This window comes from Streptomyces sp. HUAS ZL42 (assembly GCF_040782645.1).
Lineage (GTDB): Bacteria > Actinomycetota > Actinomycetes > Streptomycetales > Streptomycetaceae > Streptomyces.
Genome location: NZ_CP160403.1, coordinates 3,835,971 through 3,854,504 on the forward strand (window position 1 = coordinate 3,835,971; position 18,534 = coordinate 3,854,504).

Annotated in this window: 21 protein-coding genes and 1 pseudogene; 11 read left to right on the plus strand and 11 right to left on the minus strand. The window is 69.7% G+C overall.

What is annotated here, in order from left to right:
* The first annotated feature begins 30 nt into the window (after nt 1-30).
* Complete coding sequence (locus tag ABZO29_RS17395) at nt 31-429, plus strand: DUF4307 domain-containing protein (RefSeq protein ID WP_367321112.1); 399 nt, start codon at nt 31-33, stop codon at nt 427-429.
* Between the two features lie 186 nt (nt 430-615).
* Nucleotides 616-1,116, plus strand: a complete 501-nt coding sequence (greA, locus tag ABZO29_RS17400) for a transcription elongation factor GreA (RefSeq protein ID WP_367321113.1) — start codon at nt 616-618, stop codon at nt 1,114-1,116.
* A gap of 71 nt (nt 1,117-1,187) precedes the next feature.
* On the opposite strand, the gene ABZO29_RS17405 is transcribed toward greA, so the two are convergent.
* From ABZO29_RS17405 to ilvA, 3 genes are all read right to left on the minus strand, one after another.
* Complete coding sequence (locus ABZO29_RS17405) at nt 1,188-2,045, minus strand: ABC transporter permease (RefSeq protein ID WP_367321114.1); 858 nt, start codon at nt 2,043-2,045, stop codon at nt 1,188-1,190.
* Nucleotides 2,042-3,019 carry an ATP-binding cassette domain-containing protein gene (locus tag ABZO29_RS17410; RefSeq protein WP_367321115.1) on the minus strand — a complete coding sequence of 326 codons (978 nt, stop codon included), beginning with the start codon at nt 3,017-3,019 and terminating at the stop codon, nt 2,042-2,044. The genes ABZO29_RS17405 and ABZO29_RS17410 overlap by 4 nt, the downstream gene beginning before the upstream one ends.
* 180 nt (nt 3,020-3,199) lie before the next feature.
* Nucleotides 3,200-4,429 (minus strand): threonine ammonia-lyase, encoded by a 1,230-nt coding sequence (ilvA, locus tag ABZO29_RS17415; protein WP_367321116.1) that lies wholly within the window; start codon nt 4,427-4,429, stop codon nt 3,200-3,202.
* 161 nt (nt 4,430-4,590) lie between these two features.
* On the opposite strand from ilvA, the gene ABZO29_RS17420 reads away from it, so the two are divergent.
* The 3 genes from ABZO29_RS17420 to ABZO29_RS17430 all read left to right on the plus strand — a co-directional run bounded on the left by ABZO29_RS17420 (nt 4,591) and on the right by ABZO29_RS17430 (nt 6,091).
* Entirely contained in the window at nt 4,591-5,097 is a 507-nt protein-coding gene (locus ABZO29_RS17420) for a MarR family winged helix-turn-helix transcriptional regulator (protein ID WP_367326164.1), read from the plus strand.
* Nucleotides 5,098-5,274: 177 nt separating this feature from the next.
* The gene (locus ABZO29_RS17425; RefSeq protein ID WP_367321117.1) at nt 5,275-5,778 is read left to right on the plus strand and encodes a sigma factor-like helix-turn-helix DNA-binding protein; all 504 of its coding nucleotides are present in this window, start codon (nt 5,275-5,277) and stop codon (nt 5,776-5,778) included.
* A 64-nt stretch (nt 5,779-5,842) separates the two neighbouring features.
* Complete coding sequence (locus ABZO29_RS17430; RefSeq protein WP_367321118.1) at nt 5,843-6,091, plus strand: hypothetical protein; 249 nt, start codon at nt 5,843-5,845, stop codon at nt 6,089-6,091.
* A gap of 20 nt (nt 6,092-6,111) precedes the next feature.
* Here ABZO29_RS17430 and ABZO29_RS17435 read toward each other — a convergent pair whose 3' ends face one another.
* Nucleotides 6,112-7,266, minus strand: coding sequence for a cystathionine gamma-synthase (locus ABZO29_RS17435; protein WP_367321119.1), 1,155 nt, complete (start codon nt 7,264-7,266; stop codon nt 6,112-6,114).
* A gap of 107 nt (nt 7,267-7,373) precedes the next feature.
* Here ABZO29_RS17435 and ABZO29_RS17440 point away from each other — a divergent pair, with 107 nt between their 5' ends.
* Nucleotides 7,374-8,492, plus strand: coding sequence for a hypothetical protein (locus ABZO29_RS17440; RefSeq protein WP_367321120.1), 1,119 nt, complete (start codon nt 7,374-7,376; stop codon nt 8,490-8,492).
* Nucleotides 8,493-8,573: 81 nt separating this feature from the next.
* Here ABZO29_RS17440 and msrA read toward each other — a convergent pair whose 3' ends face one another.
* A complete protein-coding gene (gene msrA / locus ABZO29_RS17445) occupies nt 8,574-9,086 on the minus strand; it encodes a peptide-methionine (S)-S-oxide reductase MsrA (protein WP_367321121.1) in 513 nt (170 codons plus the stop codon).
* A 263-nt stretch (nt 9,087-9,349) separates the two neighbouring features.
* On the opposite strand from msrA, the pseudogene ABZO29_RS17450 reads away from it, so the two are divergent.
* Nucleotides 9,350-9,505 (plus strand): annotated as a pseudogene (locus ABZO29_RS17450) (DUF4291 family protein); the annotation flags it as partial.
* Nucleotides 9,506-9,664: 159 nt separating this feature from the next.
* On the opposite strand, the gene ABZO29_RS17455 reads toward ABZO29_RS17450, so the two are convergent.
* From ABZO29_RS17455 to ABZO29_RS17465, 3 genes are all read right to left on the minus strand, one after another.
* Nucleotides 9,665-10,621 carry an MvdC/MvdD family ATP grasp protein gene (locus ABZO29_RS17455; protein ID WP_367321122.1) on the minus strand — a complete coding sequence of 319 codons (957 nt, stop codon included), beginning with the start codon at nt 10,619-10,621 and terminating at the stop codon, nt 9,665-9,667.
* Nucleotides 10,622-10,635: 14 nt separating this feature from the next.
* Nucleotides 10,636-10,827: a putative ATP-grasp-modified RiPP gene (gene tgmA, locus ABZO29_RS17460; RefSeq protein WP_367321123.1), complete on the minus strand. Its 192-nt coding sequence runs from the start codon at nt 10,825-10,827 to the stop codon at nt 10,636-10,638.
* 284 nt (nt 10,828-11,111) lie between these two features.
* Entirely contained in the window at nt 11,112-11,621 is a 510-nt protein-coding gene (locus ABZO29_RS17465) for a hypothetical protein (protein ID WP_367321124.1), read from the minus strand.
* A gap of 201 nt (nt 11,622-11,822) precedes the next feature.
* Between ABZO29_RS17465 and ABZO29_RS17470 the strand changes: the two genes are divergently transcribed.
* From ABZO29_RS17470 to ABZO29_RS17480, 3 genes are all read left to right on the plus strand, one after another.
* Complete coding sequence (locus ABZO29_RS17470) at nt 11,823-13,298, plus strand: FAD-binding protein (protein ID WP_367321125.1); 1,476 nt, start codon at nt 11,823-11,825, stop codon at nt 13,296-13,298.
* Between the two features lie 341 nt (nt 13,299-13,639).
* On the plus strand, nt 13,640-14,320 hold the full coding sequence (locus tag ABZO29_RS17475) for a DUF4389 domain-containing protein (protein ID WP_367321126.1): 681 nt from the start codon (nt 13,640-13,642) through the stop codon (nt 14,318-14,320).
* A gap of 95 nt (nt 14,321-14,415) precedes the next feature.
* A complete protein-coding gene (locus ABZO29_RS17480; protein WP_367321127.1) occupies nt 14,416-15,132 on the plus strand; it encodes a Type 1 glutamine amidotransferase-like domain-containing protein in 717 nt (238 codons plus the stop codon).
* A 4-nt stretch (nt 15,133-15,136) separates the two neighbouring features.
* Here ABZO29_RS17480 and ABZO29_RS17485 read toward each other — a convergent pair whose 3' ends face one another.
* Together ABZO29_RS17485 and ABZO29_RS17490 are read right to left on the minus strand one after the other, a co-directional pair.
* Nucleotides 15,137-15,520, minus strand: a complete 384-nt coding sequence (locus ABZO29_RS17485) for a VOC family protein (protein ID WP_367321128.1) — start codon at nt 15,518-15,520, stop codon at nt 15,137-15,139.
* A gap of 112 nt (nt 15,521-15,632) precedes the next feature.
* Nucleotides 15,633-16,676 carry an NAD(P)-dependent alcohol dehydrogenase gene (locus ABZO29_RS17490; protein WP_367321129.1) on the minus strand — a complete coding sequence of 348 codons (1,044 nt, stop codon included), beginning with the start codon at nt 16,674-16,676 and terminating at the stop codon, nt 15,633-15,635.
* A 116-nt stretch (nt 16,677-16,792) separates the two neighbouring features.
* On the opposite strand from ABZO29_RS17490, the gene ABZO29_RS17495 reads away from it, so the two are divergent.
* Entirely contained in the window at nt 16,793-17,707 is a 915-nt protein-coding gene (locus tag ABZO29_RS17495; protein WP_367321130.1) for a helix-turn-helix domain-containing protein, read from the plus strand.
* Between the two features lie 42 nt (nt 17,708-17,749).
* Here ABZO29_RS17495 and ABZO29_RS17500 read toward each other — a convergent pair whose 3' ends face one another.
* Nucleotides 17,750-18,520 carry a group II truncated hemoglobin gene (locus ABZO29_RS17500; protein WP_367321131.1) on the minus strand — a complete coding sequence of 257 codons (771 nt, stop codon included), beginning with the start codon at nt 18,518-18,520 and terminating at the stop codon, nt 17,750-17,752.
* Nucleotides 18,521-18,534 lie beyond the last annotated feature (14 nt).

Below are 18,534 nucleotides of genomic sequence, written 5' to 3' on the forward strand. Positions count from 1 at the left end.
CGAATAATTCCGGGGGCCGAGAGGACGATCATGAGTGCGGCGAGTACGCGACTGCCCGAGGGCCGTTACGGCCGCGCCTCGGACGAGCGCGCCGACCGCAGGCTCAAGGTCGCCGGAGTCGCGGTGGGCGTGGCCCTGCTCGCGCTGATCGGCTATTTCGCCTACCACTACGTCGGCCAGAGCAAGATCAGCGCCGAGGTGATCACCTTCCAGGCTTCGGATCGCGCGGTCGAGGTGCATCTGGAGGTCCACAAGGATGCCGGCGTCAGCGGCTACTGCACGCTGCGCTCGCAGGCCGCGGACGGCTCGGAGGTGGGCTGGGCGAACTTCACCTTCTCCGGGTCGGCCACGCGCATCGACAAGGTCGTCACGCTCCGTACGACGGCGCGGGGCACGACGGCCGAGCTGCTCGGCTGTCATGCCGACTGACGGCCTCGGCACCCTCCGCAGCATCCGGAATACATAGGCCCTGACCTGCGTTGACGTAAATCTGGAGGCTTATGTCCTCCCCCTTCGGCCGCTGAATTGTTAGGCTCGTGGTTTCGCCCATCCATGGAGGAACATGCTTCTGGGTAGGGCGATGCTTTGTATTCCCAGTACCGACGAGGAGCACCTGTGACCCAGACCAGCGAGAACGTCACCTGGCTGACCCAGGAGGCGTACAACAAGCTCAAGGATGAGCTTGAGTACCTTACTGGTCCTGCGCGCACGGAGATCGCCGCCAAGATCGCGGCCGCGCGCGAGGAGGGCGACCTGCGCGAGAACGGCGGGTACCACGCGGCCAAGGAGGAGCAGGGCAAGCAGGAGCTCCGGGTGCGCCAGCTGACCCAGCTCCTGGAGAACGCGCAGGTCGGCGAAGCTCCGGCCTCGGCGGACGGTGCGGTGGCGCCCGGCATGGTCGTGACGATCGCCTTCGACGGTGACGTGGACGACACCCTGACGTTCCTGCTCGCCTCGCGCGAGTACGCCAGCGCCGACATCGAGACCTACTCCCCGCAGTCCCCGCTGGGTTCCGGCGTGATCGGCCACAAGGTCGGCGAGGACGCGGAGTACGAGCTGCCGAACGGCAAGAAGGCCTCCGTGACGATCCTCAAGGCCGAGCCGTACCAGGGCTGAACCCCGCAGACACTTCTTCGGCGAGCCCCCGGCGTCCTGGTGACGCCGGGGGCCTCGTCATGCCGGCGTCGTCACGCGGTGGCCGAGCGGTACTTCCGCACCGCGAGCGTCCTGAATATGACGGTGATCAGGATGGAGTAGATCAGCGATGCCCACACCGGGTGCTGCATGGGCCAGGCGTCGGACGCGGACTGTCCGGGGTTGGCGAAGAGCACGCGGCAGGCCTGGACCGTGGCGCTGAAGGGGTTCCACTCGGCGATGTGGCGCAGCCAGGGCGTCATATGGCTGGTGTCCACGAACGCGTTCGAGATGAACGTCACCGGGAACAGCCAGATCAGCCCGCCGGACGTGGCGGCCTCGGGTGTGCGCACGGACAGGCCGATGAGGGCGCCGATCCAGGTGAACGCATAGCCGAGCAGGAGCAGCAGACCGAAGGCGGCGAGAACCCGGCCGGCATCGGTGTCGCCGTTCGAGCCGACGCGCCAGCCGACCAGCAGCGCGACCACGGCGAGGACGAGCAGTGTCAGCGCCGTCTGCACCAGGTCGGCGAGCGTGCGCCCGGTGAGTACCGCACCGCGCGCCATCGGCAGGGAGCGGAACCGGTCGATGAGCCCCTTGTGCATGTCGTCGGCGATCCCAGCGCCCGCACCGGCGGTGGCGAACGTGACGGTCTGCGCGAAGATGCCCGCCATCAGGAAGTTCTTGTAGTCCGTGGAGCTCGTGCTGCCGCCGATCTGCATGGAGCCGCCGAAGACATAGCTGAACAGCACCACGAACATGATGGGCTGGATCAGCCCGAAGATCACCATTTCGGGGATCCGGGACATCCGGATCAGGTTGCGTTGGGCGACGACCAATGAGTCGCGCACGGACTGCCCCAGGGGATGAGTGGGCGCCGCTACCGGCGCGGTGTCGGTGACGGCACTCACTTCACGGCCTCCTTGCCGTTCTCCTCGTTCTTCGCCTCGGCCACATGTCCCGTCAGCGACAGGAAGACGTCGTCGAGGGTGGGACGGCGCAGGCCGATGTCGTCTATCTCGATGCCACGGGTGTCGAGCTCACGAATGACCTCCGCGAGCAGCTTCGCGCCGCCGGTGACCGGCACGGTGAGCCGGCGGGTGTGCTCCTCGACGGTGGTGTCGCCCTTGCCGAAGCCGCGCAGCACCTCCTCGGCGTCCGCCATGCGCTCGCGCTCGTGCACCACGACCTCGACGCGCTCGCCGCCGGTGCGGGCCTTGAGCTGGTCGGAGGTGCCGCGGGCGATCACATGGCCGTGGTCGACCACCGCGATGTCGTGCGCGAGGTGGTCGGCCTCTTCGAGGTACTGGGTCGTGAGCAGGAGCGTCGTACCGCCGGAGACGAGCTGCTTGATGACCTCCCACAGCAGCTGGCGGTTGCGCGGGTCGAGGCCGGTCGTCGGCTCGTCCATGAACATCACGGGCGGCGAGACGACCAGTGCGGCGGCCAGGTCGAGGCGGCGGCGCATGCCTCCGGAGTAGGTCTTGGCGGGGCGGTCGGCCGCGTCCGCGAGGTCGAACTGGTCGAGCAGCTCGGCGGCCCGGATCTTCGCGGCCTTCGTCTTCATCTGGTAGAGCCGGCCGACCATCTGCAGGTTCTCACGACCGGTCAGATACTCGTCGACCGCGGCGAACTGGCCGGACAGGCCGATCGAACGCCGCACTTCGTTGGGGTGCTTGAGCACGTCGAGGCCGGCGACCACCGCCCGCCCCCGGTCGGGGCGCAGAAGGGTCGTCAGACAACGGACCGTGGTGGTCTTGCCCGCGCCGTTCGGCCCGAGCAGGCCCAGGACCGTGCCCTCCGGGACGTCCAGGTCGACGCCGTCCAGAGCCCTTACGTCACCGAAGGTCTTCACCAGGCCTTCGGCATAGATGGCGCCTGGCATGTGAGTTCTCCACGTCGTCGGTGATCCGTACACAACATTGGGTTTTGTGCCTTGCTTCATGGACCGATGGCACGAGACACACCATAACGCGATGTATCGCGACCCTCAATGGAATTAACTCCATCGGGCGACGAAGGGGTCTGACCTGCGGCTTTCGGCGCTGCGGCGCTTTCCGCCGCCTCAGCCGATGACCGTGTAGCCCGCCTCACGCAGGGCCTGGCCGACCTCGGCGCAGTGTGCCGGCCCCTTCGTCTCCAGGTGCAGCTCGACCTCCGCCTCCGCGAGCCCGAGCCGTGGGTCGGTTCGTACGTGGCTCACATCGAGGACGTTAGCGTCCACCACTGACAACACCCCGAGCAACGCAGCAAGGGCGCCCGGCCGGTCCGTCAGCCGCACGCGAACCGCCAGGTAGCGGCCCTGCGCCGCCATGCCGTGCCGCAGGACGCGCTGCAGCAGCACCGGATCGACGTTGCCGCCGGACAGCAACGCGACGACCGGGCCCTCGAATGCACCGGGGTCGCTCAGCAGCGCCGCGACCGGGCTCGCCCCGGCCGGTTCGACGACCAGCTTGGCCCGCTCAAGGCACAGCAGCAGCGCGGCGGACAGCTCGTCCTCCGTCACCGTGCGCACCTCGTCCACGAGGTCGCCGACAATCGCGAACGGCACGTCGCCCGGCCGCCCGACCTTCATACCGTCGGCCATCGTCACCGGGTTCTCGATCACCACCGGACGCCCGGCCGCCAGCGAGGGCGGATACGCCGCCGCGCCCGCCGCCTGCACACCGACGATCCGCACGTCCGGCCGAAGCGACTTCACCGCGATCGCGACACCGGCCGCGAGCCCGCCCCCGCCGATGCCGAGCACGATCGTGCGCACCTCCGGGCACTGATCGAGGATCTCCAGACCGACCGTGCCCTGCCCCGCGATGATGTCGGGGTGGTCGAAGGGGTGGATGAACACCGCGCCCGTCTCCGCCGCATACTCCTGCGCGGCGGCCAGCGTCTCGTCGACCACCTGTCCGTGCAGGCGCACCTCCGCGCCGTAGTCCCGCGTCGCGCTGATCTTCGGCAACGGTGCGCCCTTCGGCATGAACACCGTGGACCGGACGCCGAGCAGCGAGGACGCCAGCGCCACGCCCTGCGCGTGGTTGCCGGCGCTCGCGGCGACGACACCGGCGGCCCGCTCCTCGGGCAGCAGACCGGCTATACGGACGTATGCGCCACGCAGCTTGAACGATCCCGTGCGCTGCAGGTTCTCGCACTTGAAGTGCACCGGCGCGCCCACCAGCTGCGACAGCCGCCTGCTGCCCTCCATGGCGGTCACCCGCGCGACACCCGTGAGCATCTTCTGGGCGCCGCGCACGTCGTCGAGGGTGACGGGTCGCAAGGAGTCAGCCGTGTTGTTGCTCATGACTCAAGCATCGCAGTTCACAGGCGCGGAGTGCCGTTGTGACCAACCTCCGAGACTGGTTTGCGCAGCGTCGGTACGGCCACCCTCCCGGCCGCGTAACCTGTCCCCCATCCCAGCACTCTTCATGAAGTGAGCCCCCGGCCATGCCCACAACACCTGAAATGTCGATGGACATGACGACCTTCGGTGACACCGGTCTCCTCGACACCCTGCAGCACGAGGTGGCGGTGTTCGCCCGCCGTGCCGAACAGACCCGGCTCGGCGGGGTAGGTCAGGTGCGCAACTCCATGGACCGCGCCGCTTACCTGCTGCTCAACCGTCTGGACAACGAAGGCCCGATGGGCGTCAAGGCGCTCGCCGCGAGTATGGGGATCGACTCGTCGACCGTCACCCGGCAGGTGGCTCCGCTCGTCGACACCGGTCTGGTCAAGCGCACCTCGCACCCCGAGGACGGACGCGCGGTGGTGCTCCAGCTGTCCCCGCGCGGGCTGTCGCGCCTCGAGGAAGTGCGCTCGTCGCGGCGTCAGTTGATGGCCGAGCTGACGCACGACTGGGCGCCGGAGGAGCGCGAGGCGTTCTGCACGCTCCTCACGCGCTTCAATGTCGCGCTCTCCGCGCGCATGGCGGCGCAGGGGCTGCCCGGGGCGGACGCACCGTCGCCGTCCTGAGCACCCGCGTGAGCCGTGCCGGCTCCACGTGGGACGGGTGAATCTTGCCGGTGCGCGGCTCTTGACCAAGAGGCCGCCGCTGGCCTCATATGAGATCGGGTCCTGTCGTACGCGGTTCCGTATCCCGTACGCGGCAGGGACCGCTCACCTCGGGATCGCCCTCAGGGGGGAGGCGCGATGGGACAACGGCATGCGGCCCAGGACGCCCGCCGGGCCCGTGAGTTCGAAGCCTTCGTCGGCGGTGCGGCGGGGCGGCTGCTGCATGCGGCCACACTGCTCACCGCGGAGCCCCCGGACGACAACCCGCGCGCGCGGCGCCTGCTGACGCTGTCCCTCGCCCACACCTACGCGTCCTGGGACCGGCTGCGCGGCGAGGACCCGTACGACCGCACCCGCAGGTACCTGGCGACCCGCTTCGCGCACGGCGCGTGGCACCACTACGGCGGGCTCGGCCGTGGCCGTCGGCATTCCGACAACACCCTGGCCCATCTCAGCCCGCAGGAACGCCTCATCCTGGTCCTGCGGATGTACGAGGGTGTCGGAGAGGAGCAGGTGGCGGCCCTGCTCGGGCTGCCCAAAGAGCGCGTCCACGCGATCTGCGACCGCGCGACCGCCACCGTCCTGCATCCGCCGCGAGGCCCTGCGACCGCGATCGCCGGGGCGGAGGTGGCACCGTCATGAGGAGTACCGGTGGTGCCGCAGACGTACGACCGCGGGTACGCCCCTCGGACGAGGGGAGGCGGCCGTGAACAGGCCCGAACGCGAGGCCGCCGTACGGCGGATCATGGAGCGGACGCCACCCCAGGTGCCGCCCGACCTCTACACGGACGTCGTGCGCCGCGGTGCCCGCATGCTGCACCGCAGGAGAGCCGCCCGCCGCCTGCTGTGGCTGCTGCTGCTCGCAGCGACGGTGGCGCTCGTCGTGTGGGCGCTGGCCGTCCAGCCGTGGGTGGAACCGCCGTCGGAGACGACTCCACCCCTGACCGACTGGTGAGGCTCTGACCAGCGGTTGTGCTAGCCCAGAGCCTGCTGCAGATCCTCGAGGAGGTCGTCGACGTTCTCGATGCCCACCGAGAGGCGTACGAGGTCGGCGGGAACCTCCAGGGCCGAGCCCGCGGCGGACGCGTGCGTCATCCGCCCCGGGTGCTCGATCAGGGACTCGACGCCGCCCAGGGACTCCCCGAGCGTGAAGACCTTGGCGCGGTTGCAGACCCCGACCGCCGCCTCCTCGCCGCCCTCGACCTGGAAGGAGATCATGCCGCCGAACGCCCTCATCTGCTTGGCCGCGACCTCGTGACCGGGGTGCTCCGGCAGTCCCGGGTACAGAACGCGCGTCACGCGCGCGTGCCGGGTCAGCATCTCGGCGATCCTGGTGGCGTTCTCGCTGTGCCGGTCCATGCGCACCGACAGCGTCTTCGTGCCGCGCAGCACCAGCCAGGAGTCGAAGGGCCCGGCGACCGCGCCCATCGCGTTCTGGTGGAAGGCCAGCTCGTCGCCCAGGTCCGGGTCACCGACGATCAGCGCACCGCCGACCACGTCGGAGTGGCCGCCCATGTACTTGGTCAGGGAGTGCACCACGACATCCGCGCCGAGCGACAGCGGCTGCTGCAGGTACGGCGTGGCGAAGGTGTTGTCGACGACGAGCTTCGCTCCCGCGTCCCGGGCGATCTGGGCGACGGCGGCGATGTCGGTGATGCCGAGCAGCGGGTTGGAGGGCGTCTCCACCCACACGACCTTGGTCTTCGCGGTGATCGCGGCCCGTACGGCGGCGGGGTCGCTGGTGTCGGCGACCGACCACTCCACGCCCCAGCGGGCGACGACCTTGGCGAAGAGACGGAACGTGCCGCCGTACGCGTCGTTGGGGATGACCACGTGGTCGCCGGGGTTGAGCAGCGTACGCAACAGGCAGTCCTCGGCCGCCAGTCCGGACGCGAACGCGAGGCCCCGGCGGCCGCCCTCCAGAGCGGCGAGGTTCTCCTCCAGGGCCGTCCTGGTCGGGTTGGCGCTGCGGCTGTACTCGTAGCCGCCGCGCAGGCCGCCGACGCCGTCCTGCTTGTAGGTCGAGACCTGGTAGATCGGCGGGACGACCGCGCCGGTGAGGGGATCGGCGGTGTTGCCCGCGTGGATCGCGAGGGTCTCGAAGTGCTGACTGATGTGCCTGTCACTCATGGGCACCGAGCGTAGTGCGCTCGGGGGCCGGGTGCGCGCACGATGGTTTTCCACAGGCGCTCCGACCAGGTTGGCCAATTGTCGGCGTGGTCTGGTTCGCTTGAGGCATGGAGATTCTCTGGGTCCTGATGGCGCTGGTCATGCTGGGCTTCGTGCTGAGTCCGTTCCTCTTCCGCAGGCGCGGCCGGATCGAGCAGGTGCCGCCGGGCCATCCGGACGCGGCCGACCCCGCGAACTACGGATTCGCCCCGCAGCAGGAGCTGGACGTCCGCATGCCCGGCCCCGACCAGGACCTGCTGGACGTCCTGGACCTGGTGCAGCGCACCCAGGACCACCACGCGGCCGCGCAGCTGCTGGCCGGCACCGAGGCGGAGGGCGAGGTGCGCTGGCAGCGCGTGCAGGCCTTCGCGGGCGCCGCCGCGCTGGAGCTGCAGCAGCGGCCGGGCGGCGTCAGCGAGACACCGGGCGGGCAGTGGCTGCGGGTGTGGCGGGCCGAGGCGCCCAAGGACGCGGGCGGTGCGGCGGTCCACGCCGAGTTCCTGGTGCAACAGGCGTGGCGGACGTCGACGCCGGGCACGGACGACTTCCGGATCATCATGGAGGAGGCGAAGGCGGCGTGCGGCGAGGCGGCGCTGCTCGCCCCCGGTGACCCGATTCCGTACATCATCGAACTGTCGGTGGCCCGCGGCCTTGCCTATTCCCAGCCGGAGTTCGAGCAGCTCTGGCTGAAGATCCTGGACCGCGCCCCGGCCCACATGGGCGCACACCTGGCGGCCCTGCACTACTGGTGCGAGAAGTGGCACGGCTCGCGCGAGCTGGCGTACGCGTTCGCCGAGGCGGCCGCGGCCCGCGCCCCCGAGGGCTCCCTGCTCGCCGCGTTGCCGTTGTTCGCGGTCTTCGAGCATTTGCCGGACGTGAACCTGGTGGCCGGCTTCTACCAGAGCGAGGTCGTGACCAAGGCGATGCACGGCGCGCTGCACGCCGTCCACTCGGCCCGCCCCGACGACCCGATGTCGGCACACGTCCGGCACCTGCTGGTCTTCTTCCTGGTCCGCGCCGAGCGCTGGGCGGAGGCCATGAACCAGCTGATACACGTCGACGGCCATGTCGGCGCCCTCCCCTGGACCCTCTCCCCCGACCCGGCCGCGGAGTTCGCGGTCTACCGGGCGCTGGCCGTGGCCGGCTACGAGGCGAACGGGGGGAGCCCGGCGACGCTCCCGCGCTGAGACGCACGGGGGCCGGCGAAGACGGGAGGCCGTCGGCGGAGCCCCGGCCGGCCTCCGCCTTCCGCCCGGGCCGCCTCGCGGTCAGCCCTCCGCGCGGGCGGGCAGCCGCCATCCCGGGCGCGGGAAGTGGCAGGTGTAGCCGTCCGGGTAACGCTGCAGGTAGTCCTGGTGCTCGGGCTCGGCCTCCCAGAACGGGCCGACCGGCTCCACCTCGGTGACGACCTTGCCGGGCCAGAGTCCGGAGGCGTCCACATCCGCGATCGTCTCTTCGGCGATCCGCTTCTGCTCGTCATCCACGTAGTAGATCGCCGAGCGGTAGCTGAGGCCGATGTCGTTGCCCTGGCGGTTCTTGGTGCTCGGGTCGTGGATCTGGAAGAAGAACTCCAGGATCGTGCGGAAGTCGGTCTTCGCGGGGTCGAAAAGGATCTCAATGGCCTCCGCGTGAGAGCCGTGGTTACGGTACGTCGCGTTCGGCACGTCACCCCCCGTGTATCCGACCCGGGTCGCCGTCACGCCCGGGAGTCGGCGGATCAGCTCCTCCATCCCCCAGAAGCATCCGCCGGCCAGCACGGCCCTCTGCGTCTGCGCCGCCATTTCGGCCCCTCCAATATCTGTCGGCTCGGTCACTCGGGCCACTCGGCTCACACACCACCGGCATCCCACGTCCACTGTCCTCAACGCGCGAGGGTTCCAGGCGATTCCGTGCCCGTCCAACCCGCCCTGGGGTCGCCGACCACCGGCCACCGCGGGGAGCGCACCCCCTACGAGATGACCTCGGGGGCGTCGTGCCCGACGGGTAGCGAACGGCAGTCGAAAATCAGTGGCCGCCTGAACCGGCCGACTCCACGCGGTACGCCATGGAAGAACCGCAACGCAGGATCCGTGCGGCCCACTCGGAATCCAAGATCACCGTCTACCAGGCGTACTCCCCGGAAATCGGCCTGCCCGCCGCCCGCGACGGCCGCTTCCCCGCCGCATGGAAGCGGGACAGGATGACATGGGTCATCAAGCCGCGCTCACCCCAAGCCGCAGGTGATCATCCCTGTCCCGGGTCCGGTCACGATCCTGCTCGTGCTGCTCGCATCGGCTGAGCAGCGGCGGACGGTCGCACTGCCGTGATGCCGACCGGGTGCCGTGCGCGAAACCGGGGCGGCACTCGCGCGGTGGTTGTCTCACCAGTGGGTCTCGGGTACACGGCGAGCCGCCCCGCGCTGTGCGAGCCATAGGGCGACCGCCTCCGAGACCCGCTGCCCGGTCTCCAGCTCGATGAAGCCGAACTGGCCGCCCTGGTTGCACTCCAGGAACCACCAGATGCCGTCCTCGTCCTCGGCGAAGTCGAAGGCGGCGTACGCCAGTCCGGCGAGGGCGACGTACTCGTGCACCGACTTGCCTACGCGTTCGGGTACCGGGACCGCTTCCCAGGCGTGCTCGGTGTCGCCGTAGCGACCGTCGACCTGGCCGGGCTCGGCCCTCTTCCGCGCGGCGAACAACCGGGTGCCGACGCAGGTCAGACGGATGTCGGCGCGCTTGGGTATGTACTTCTGCAGCAGGGCGGGACCGGCCGCGACGGCGGAGAAGTCGGCGTCGGGGCCGATCAGTGTGGTGGGCAGGGCCAGCGCGGGGTCACCGGGCGGCGGTCCGGAAGCGGACTTCACCACCACGTCCCGGTGCTCCTCGGCGAACTGCTGTGCCAGGCGTGGGGCCGTGGTGAAGACGGTCGGCGGTACAGCGAAGCCGCTGAGATGGGCGATCTTCAACTGCCATGGTTTCAGGCGGGCTCGGTCGGCGTCGATCGGATGATTCATCCATCGTGTGGACGCGGAGAAGAGCATTCCGAACAGCGCCTGACGGGTCTCGGCGGTCAGCCACGACGAGGGGTGTGTCGCGTTCGCCGCCGGTTCGCCAGGCCTGCGCACCCATACGGAGCGCATACCTCCCATGCCGAGCACATGTCCGTTCAAGGAAAGGTATCCGTCGAAGTCGCCCTGGGCGTAGTGGGCGGACAACACGGCCTTGTCCGGCAGGTCGGCGGGGTCCAGCCGCATGATGGGCGTCCCCATCTCGTGCAGCTTGGCCACCACCATGTCGGCGGTCACGTCCTCTTCGGACGTGAGGATCAGCACGGTCATTCGTTTACGGGGCGTCAGTCATCGAAGTGTGTCTGGGAGCCGGCGGTGGATGTGGTCGTGCCGACGGCCAGCAGCAGATCCGGGTCGCTGACGGCCGGGCGGCCGTCGGGAAGCACGTTCAACTGACGCGTCTCGTCGAAGTGGTACGGCGTCACTGCGGTCGGAAACCCTTTGGGGAAGGCGTAGTTGAGGGTGAACGGTCGCACTCGAAACCTCCACGGCTGCACATGGCCTGCATGCGGTCCTCACGCGCCTCGCGTAAGGAATTCTCGCTTTCTGTCACATCGTGGTGAAGGTCGTCACAGGCACGCGCTCATGATCCGCATCCGTGCCTCACCAGCCTCACTGTTCTCACCTTCCCCACAAGTCACACATCGAATGGATCGTCAGAACTGTCACAGGGGCACGAACGGTGACTGCGTCCTCACGCTCGCGTGCGGTGGGATCCCGAGCGGGAGCTGCGCCGGGCCGGCGTGGGCTTCGGCGGGGGTCAGCTCTGCTTTGCTGCCGCGATCGCCGTGCGCAGCCCCTCCAGAAAGGATCTGCCGTCGGCGTCGTCGCCCAGGGCGATGTAGTAGGAGCCGCGTTCCGGTTGGCCGGACCATGGGGCGGTGACGCTGATCCCGCTGTCCTCGGGGACCTGGACACGACCGGCGAATCGGGCGGCCAAAGCGCTGTGCTCGGCCAGGGCCATGTCGTCCAGCCGGGCGGACAGCACGACGGTACCGGCGGACGGCCGGGTCACCGCCACGACCAGATGGCGGGCCGTGAACAGGGCAATCGTGCGGTGCTCGGGGTCCGGGTCCGCCATGCCCTTCAGGCGGGAGCGCAGTCCCGGCTTGTACAGGCGCGTGCTGACGGTGGCGCAGCAGCCGGCGGAGTTCGCCAGTACGTCCCCGAGAAGGTGCGCCTCCGCGTGGGCGGCGATCGCCTCACGGGTGCCCGGATCGATCTCCCCCGGCTCGCAGGACCTGGTGCCGCGCTTGTACAACCGCTCCATGTGACCCCTCGTTTCGTCGCGACCGACTGATCCTTCCGTGGGGGGACGCACAGGTTATCCAAGGGCGTGGTCCGGCCCGCGGAATCGGCGGTGGGGCGAACGTCGGCAGCACCGGCCGAACCGGGTACCTCACGGGCTCAACTGGCCTAGGATGGCGCGGATTTGACCACTTCTTTCGGATCTCTTGAGGGGGGTGTGCGCATGACCAGCGCACCGTCAAGACGTACCGTTCTACGCGGACTCACGGTCACCGCAGCGGCGGTGATCGGCTTCGACCCCGCCGCCCGGAGCTGGGCCACGGACACGGCGGAGTCCACCACGATGCCGGCCGGGATTCCCAGGCTGGACGGCACGCTCGTCACGGACGAGTCGTCGCTCACGGCCGCAGCCGACGACTACGGACACATCGTGCACCGCCGTCCCTCGGCCGTGCTGCGCCCGGGCTCGGTCCGCGACGTCGTCGCCATGGTGCGGTTCTGCAACGAGCAGTGCCTGCCGGTCGCGCCCCGTGGCCAGGGACACGCGCCGTTCGGCCAGGCACAGGTGCAGGACGGCCTGGTCATCGAGACGGCGACGCTCGCGGACATCGGCCCCCTGGGGCCGGACAGCACCACGGTCACCGTCGGCGCGGGCGCCAGATGGAGCGACGTGGCCCAGGCCACGCTCGCCCACGGACTCACCCCGCCCGTCTTCACCGACTACCTCGAACTCTCCGTCGGCGGCACCCTGTCCGTGGGCGGCCTGGGCGGCCAGGCCCACCGGCACGGCGCCCAGGTCGACAACGTCACCGAACTGCTGGTCGTCACCGGCGAAGGCCGGCTGATCCGCTGTTCCCCGTCCCAGCGCCCCGACCTCTTCCACGCCGTCCTGGCCGGCCTCGGACAGTGCGGCATCATCGTCGAGGCCACCCTGCGCCTCGTGCGCGCGCCCGAGACCGTGCGCCACTACCAACTGACCTACGACAACCTGGCGACCTTCCTCGACGACCAGCGCATCCTCGTCCAGGAGGGCCGCTTCGACTACGTCGAGGGCCAGGTCCACGCGGACGCCGACGGATCCTTCCGCGTCTACAGCCTGGAGGCGGTGGCCTACGGCCCGCCGGCCGGCCCCGCACCGGACAACACGGCGCTGCTGCGCGGCCTGCGCCACGACCCCTCCAGCGTCCAGTACACGGACCTGCCCTACTACGACTTCCTCAACCGGCTGGCCCCCCTCATCGCCGCCATGAAGGAGGCCGGCATCTGGACGTTCGCCCATCCCTGGCTCAACCTCATGCTCCCCGGCACGTCCGCGGCCACGCTCAGCGGGCAGGTCCTGGAGGACCTCACGCCGGCCAACCTGGGCCCCGGCGGTGTCATCCTCTTCTACCCCCTGCTCCGCGACCGCCTCACCACCCCGCTGCTGCGCACCTCCGACGAGGCCGTGTCGTACCTCTTCGACGTTCTGAGCGCCGCTCCGCCGGACGACACCGCCGCCGTCGACCGCCTCCTGGCGGCCAACCGCTCCGCCTACGAGGCCACGGCCGCCGCGGGCGGCACGCACTACCCCGTCGGCAGCATCCCGTTCAGCCGCGCGGACTGGCGGGAGCACTTCGGCCCGGCCTGGCCGGGGCTGGAGTCGGCGAAGCGCACGTACGACCCACGGGGGATCCTGGTCCCGGGTCAGGGCATCTTCTGAGGTTCCCCGTGTGATCGCTCGGCTTCGCGCCGACGGGAGCCGTCGAGGCCGACGGCATCGTCGCCACGCGCGTTCCTCCGGTTCGCCGAGGGGCGAAGCGCGTGGCCGGGCGGTCGCTGAATGGCCGGCCGACGCGCGCTTCTGATCGCCTCGCGGGCCCCGACGTCCGTCGGCGCCCTGGGCACAGCGCCGTCTCCCGGGCGGCCCGCCCAAGTCGCGGGCCCCCGTTTCCCGTGCGAGCCTGAATTCATGATCAGGCAGCCGCCTGCCCCGCCTCCCGTTCGGGAGGCGATTCGGCCGGGTGGGCACCGGTGGGGGGCGCTCGAAAGGAGTTGCGCCGCATGATTCCTGTCACGGTGTCACCTGTGCGCCTCGAGGCGTCTGTCGATCCTCGGCTGTCCAGATGGCTGTGGCTGGTGAAGTGGCTCCTCGCCATCCCGCATTACATCGTGCTGTTCTTCCTGTGGATCGCGTTCTTCTTCGTGACCGTCTTCGCGTTCTTCGCCATCCTGTTCACCGGCCGGTACCCCCGGTCCCTCTTCGACTTCAATGTCGGCGTCATGCGGTGGAACTGGCGCGTCAGCTATTACGCCCACACCGCGCTCGGCACCGACCGGTACCCGCCGTTCACTCTCGCGGACGTACCCGACTATCCAGCACGTTTCGACGTCGCGTATCCCGAGCGCCTTTCCCGCGGCCTGGTGCTGGTGAAGTGGTGGCTACTGGCGATTCCGCAGTACATCGTCGCCGGGATGTTCGTCGGTGGCTGGGGCTGGGGAGAGGAAGGCAGTTGGGCCGGGTGGGGGCTGATTCCCTTTCTCTCCCTGGTCGCCGTGATCGTCCTGGCGTTCACCGCCCGTTACCCGATGCACCTTTTCGACTTCCTGCTGGGCCTGGCCCGCTGGGTCGCGCGGGTGAGCGCGTATGCCGCGCTGATGACCGATCAGTACCCGCCGTTCCGTCTCGACATGGGTGGGCAGCAGGCCTCCCCGCTGACGAAGTCCTCGCCGGGCGATCAGTGAATCGGGGCGGGCAGCAGCCCGGAAGTAAATCCTGCTCGTGACGGGCGGTGACCGGGTACATTTCCCGGCCTAGGGGGGTTTCGTTGAGGAATCGTGTGTTTCTGATCGGTGGCGGATGGGACAGTGCCGCCTCGTGGGTCGTCTACGGCCCCTTCCTCAAGGCTGCCGGGGGCTCGCCCCGCATCGGCTGCCTGATCGTCGACGAGGGCGACGGCGTCGAGTACTTCGACCGCTTCGACGCCGTACTGCGCAAGGTCGGCGACTGCACTCCCGTACCGCTGCTGGTGCCCATCGGCGAGCGGTTCGAACCGGAGCCGGTCCTCGACGACATCGACGGGCTGCTCGTCTGCGGCGGGCTGACGCCCGCCTACCAGGAGGCGCTCGCCGGCGAGCGGCTGCCCCGTCTCCTCGCCGGACGCGGCATCCCGTACGCCGGTTTCTCCGCGGGGGCTGCGATCGCGGCGCGGGACGCGGTGGTCGGAGGGTGGCTGTCGGACGGGCTTCCGGTGTGTCCGGAGGACAGCGCGGAGGATCTCGAGGAGATCGAGGTGCGGGCGGGTCTCGGGCTCGTTCCGTTCGCCGTCGATGTGCATGCGGCGCAGTGGGGAACCCTGCCTCGGCTCATCGCCGCCGTGGCCCGGCGAGGAATCCGTCACGGCGTCGCGATCGACGAGAACACGGTGGTGGAGGTCGGCGCCGAAGGGCGCGCGCGGGTGGCGGGCCTCGGGCGGGCGCATTGCGTACGTCCGTCGCCCGAGGGCGGCGCCGTCGTGCGGTCCTACGGCGCGGGCGAGGTCTTCGGCTCCGGCTGACGCGTCAACTGCCGCTGCCGTACGGCCGCGTGAGGATCTCCAGGTTGTGGCCGTTCGGGTCGTCGAAGTAGGCGCCACGGCCGCCGTCGTTGTGGTTGATCCGCCCGGGGCGGCTGTGGAAGGGGTCCGCCCAGTACGTCAGCCCGGCGGAGCGGATACGGTCGAAGATCACGTCGAAGTCGTCCTCGGACACGAGGAAGGCGTAGTGCTGCGGCGTGATCTCGCCGTCGGTCTCGATGTAGTCGAGGGTCACGCCGTTGGGGATGTCGACCGGGGTGAAGGGGCCGTACTGCGGGCTCACCTCCAGGCCGAGGATGTCGGCGAGGAACCGGGCCGAAGCCTGCTTGTCATGCGCCGCGACGATGGTGTGGTTCAGCTGAACGGTCATCGTGGAAGCCTCCTCGGGCCCCCTGCGGCCCACCTCATGAACCATGCGGGGCCCTCACCCCCAACATACTCACCTGTACGGGTGAGGGGCGCCCGCCTCCGGACCGCGAGGATCAGATCGTCGCCGTGTCGATCACGAACCGGTACCGCACATCGCTGCTGACCACTCGCTCGTACGCCTCGTTGATCTCGGATGCGGCGATCAGCTCGATCTCGGCGCCGATGCCGTGCGCCGCGCAGAAGTCCAGCATCTCCTGGGTCTCGCGGATACTTCCGATGCCGGAGCTGCTGAGGCTGCGGCGGTTGCCGAAGACCGAGGAGAGCAGGATCCGCACCGGCTCCTCGGGTATGCCGACGTTCACCATCGCGCCGTCCGTGCGCAGCAGGGACAGGTACGCGGCGAAGTCGATCGATGCGGAGACCGTGTTGAGGATCAGGTCGAAGGTGCCCTTCAGGTCCTCGAAGGTCTGCGGGTCGCTGGTGGCGCGGTAGTCGTCGGCACCCAGCTTCAGACCGTCGTCCTTCTTGCGCAGGGACTGCGACAGGACGGTCACCTCGGCGCCCAGCGCGTGGGCGATCTTCACTCCCATGTGGCCGAGGCCGCCGAGGCCGACCACGGCGACCTTCTTGCCGGGGCCGGCGTTCCAGTGCTTCAGCGGGGAGTACGTGGTGATGCCGGCGCACAGCAGAGGGGCGGCCTCGTCGAGGCTCAGCCCGTCGGGGATGCGGACGACGTAGTTCGCGTCGACGACGATCTTCTGCGCGTAGCCGCCGTAAGTGATCTGCCCGTCCTTGTCGACGGCGTTGTACGTCCAGGTCGGGCCCTGGGTGCAGTACTGCTCCAGGCCGGCCCTGCAGTTGTCGCACTCACGGCAGGAGTCGACCATGCAGCCGACGCCCACACGGTCGCCGACGGCGAACGTCGTCACTCCGGAGCCGACCGCGGAGACGACGCCCGCGATCTCGTGCCCGGGGACCATCGGGAACGTGGCCGCGCCCCAGCCCTCTCTGGCCTGGTGGATGTCGGAGTGGCAGATTCCGGCGAACTTGATGTCGATCAGGACGTCGAACTCGCCGACCTCACGGCGCTCGATCGTGGTGCGCTCCAGCGGAGCCTTGGCGGCGGGTGCGGCGTAAGCGGCAACAACAGTGGTCATGTGTCCAGCGTGCCGTACGGATCGCCGTCCACCCAGGTCGCGGTTCTGCGTACGTCCGCTGTTCCTACCACTGGCGGGGGCAGGTTCCTGTGCGTACGACCGTGAATACTGGACGTATGGAGGAACAGCCCGGACCCGTTCAGGAGCGTGCGGCGCAGGCCGGCGGAACGCTGGACCGGCGTGCCGAGCTCAGCGAGTTCCTGCGCACCCGGCGGGCCCGGCTGAAGCCGGAGGACGTGGGGCTGCCGGACTTCGGGCGGCACCGCAGGGTGCCCGGGCTGCGCCGCGAGGAGCTCGCCCAGCTGGCCGGGGTGTCGGTGGCGTACTACACGCGCCTGGAGCAGGGCAACGGACGGAACGTGTCGGCGGAGGTGCTGGACTCCATCGCCCGCGCGCTGCGGCTGACCGACGCCGAGCACGCGCACCTCACGCACCTGGCCAAGCCGAAGCAGCACAAGAAGAAGCCGGCGGCGCGGACGCAGCAGGTGCGCTCGTCGCTGCGGCAGCTGCTGGACACGATGGACGGTGTCCCGGCGTACATCGCGGGGCGGCGGGTGGAGATCCTCGCCTGGAACCGGATGGCGGCGGCGGTCTTCGGCGACTGGGAAGAGCTGCCGGTGGCCGAGCGGAACTGGGCGCGGCTGGTGTTCCTGCGGCCCGAGTACCGTGAGCTGTTCGTGGACTGGGAGCAGAAGGCGATCGACATCGTCTGCGCGCTGCGCATGGACGCCGGCTGCTGGCCCGACGACCCGCGTCTGTCGGCCCTCGTCGGCGAACTGTCCGTGAAGAGCGAGGACTTCCGCCGGTTGTGGGCCACGCATGACGTCAAGGAGAAGGGCCACGGTGTGAAGCGGCTGCACCATCCGCTGGTGGGCGAGCTGGACCTGCGGTTCGAGTCGTTCCGGGTGCGTGACGACAGCGAGCAGTCGCTGATCGTGTATCACGCGGAGCCGGGCTCTTCCACGGCGGAGGGGCTACGGCTGCTGGCGAGCTGGGGTGCGGACGCCGCTCGGGCGGGGTCGTCCGCCTGAGCGGCCCGCGTCACATCCCGCCCGCGGCCCGCGACAGATGCTTCACCCCTGATACGGCGGTGCGGCCCCCCAGTTCCACTTCGGCACCGGCTGTTCCGCGGGAGGCTGTGCGTCTGGGCCCGAGAAGTACAGCGCCAGCCGCGTTCCCCACTCCACGTACGCCAGGAAGGCGGAGCGGAACTCGGCGTCCGTCGGGAGGCCCGCCTCGTCCGCCGCGTCCTGGACGAGGTTGACCCAGCGGCGGCGCTGGGGCTCGGTGATGGCGCGGCCGAAGTGTTTGGCGACCATGTGGTTGTGGCCGCCCTGGGTTTCGGAGTAGCGGGGCGGGCCGCCGAAGACCTCCGCGAGCCAGAGGGCCACGTGTTCCGCGTGCTCGGGGGCCAGGCCCGCGAAGACCGGGGCCAGGAGGTCGTCCTTGAGGACCTTGTCGTAGAAGACCTGCGTCAGACGGGAGAAGGCCTCCGCGCCGCCCGCCCAGTCGTACAGCGTCGGGACCGCGGAGCCGGGTCCCCCGACCGTCGTGGGCGTGTAGTGGCGCATCTCCTCGATGTGCTCGACGTACGGGCGGATCTCCGCGAAGAACCCGGGGAACTGCTCCGACTTGCGGAAACCCTCCAGGTGGTCCCGCGTCGAGGTCCAGGTGATGCGGAGGATGTGGCTCTGGGGTTCCTCCTCGCAGCGCGTCAGTTCGTAGTCGACGCAGTGGGGCGAGGCGGCCAGGTGGGTCGCCGCTCGGGCATAGGCGGCCAGGAACTCCGCCGATTTCTCCTCGGGAACGCGGTACCGGATGTACTCGACTGTCTGGTCCGTCATGAGGTCACGCAAAC

Coding starts and splice junctions, on each gene's coding strand:
- ABZO29_RS17440 (WP_367321120.1), top strand. CDS start 7,374: ATGGAGATTCTCTGGGTCCTGATGGCGCTGGTCATGCTGGGCTTCGTG.
- ABZO29_RS17465 (WP_367321124.1), bottom strand. CDS start 11,621: ATGGAGCGGTTGTACAAGCGCGGCACCAGGTCCTGCGAGCCGGGGGAG.
- ABZO29_RS17490 (WP_367321129.1), bottom strand. CDS start 16,676: ATGACCACTGTTGTTGCCGCTTACGCCGCACCCGCCGCCAAGGCTCCG.
- ABZO29_RS17435 (WP_367321119.1), bottom strand. CDS start 7,266: ATGAGTGACAGGCACATCAGTCAGCACTTCGAGACCCTCGCGATCCAC.
- ABZO29_RS17475 (WP_367321126.1), top strand. CDS start 13,640: ATGATTCCTGTCACGGTGTCACCTGTGCGCCTCGAGGCGTCTGTCGAT.
- ABZO29_RS17455 (WP_367321122.1), bottom strand. CDS start 10,621: ATGACCGTGCTGATCCTCACGTCCGAAGAGGACGTGACCGCCGACATG.
- ABZO29_RS17495 (WP_367321130.1), top strand. CDS start 16,793: ATGGAGGAACAGCCCGGACCCGTTCAGGAGCGTGCGGCGCAGGCCGGC.
- ABZO29_RS17425 (WP_367321117.1), top strand. CDS start 5,275: ATGGGACAACGGCATGCGGCCCAGGACGCCCGCCGGGCCCGTGAGTTC.
- ABZO29_RS17410 (WP_367321115.1), bottom strand. CDS start 3,019: ATGCCAGGCGCCATCTATGCCGAAGGCCTGGTGAAGACCTTCGGTGAC.
- ABZO29_RS17470 (WP_367321125.1), top strand. CDS start 11,823: ATGACCAGCGCACCGTCAAGACGTACCGTTCTACGCGGACTCACGGTC.
- ABZO29_RS17395 (WP_367321112.1), top strand. CDS start 31: ATGAGTGCGGCGAGTACGCGACTGCCCGAGGGCCGTTACGGCCGCGCC.
- ABZO29_RS17485 (WP_367321128.1), bottom strand. CDS start 15,520: ATGACCGTTCAGCTGAACCACACCATCGTCGCGGCGCATGACAAGCAG.
- ilvA (WP_367321116.1), bottom strand. CDS start 4,429: ATGAGCAACAACACGGCTGACTCCTTGCGACCCGTCACCCTCGACGAC.
- ABZO29_RS17420 (WP_367326164.1), top strand. CDS start 4,591: ATGTCGATGGACATGACGACCTTCGGTGACACCGGTCTCCTCGACACC.
- msrA (WP_367321121.1), bottom strand. CDS start 9,086: ATGGCGGCGCAGACGCAGAGGGCCGTGCTGGCCGGCGGATGCTTCTGG.
- ABZO29_RS17500 (WP_367321131.1), bottom strand. CDS start 18,520: ATGACGGACCAGACAGTCGAGTACATCCGGTACCGCGTTCCCGAGGAG.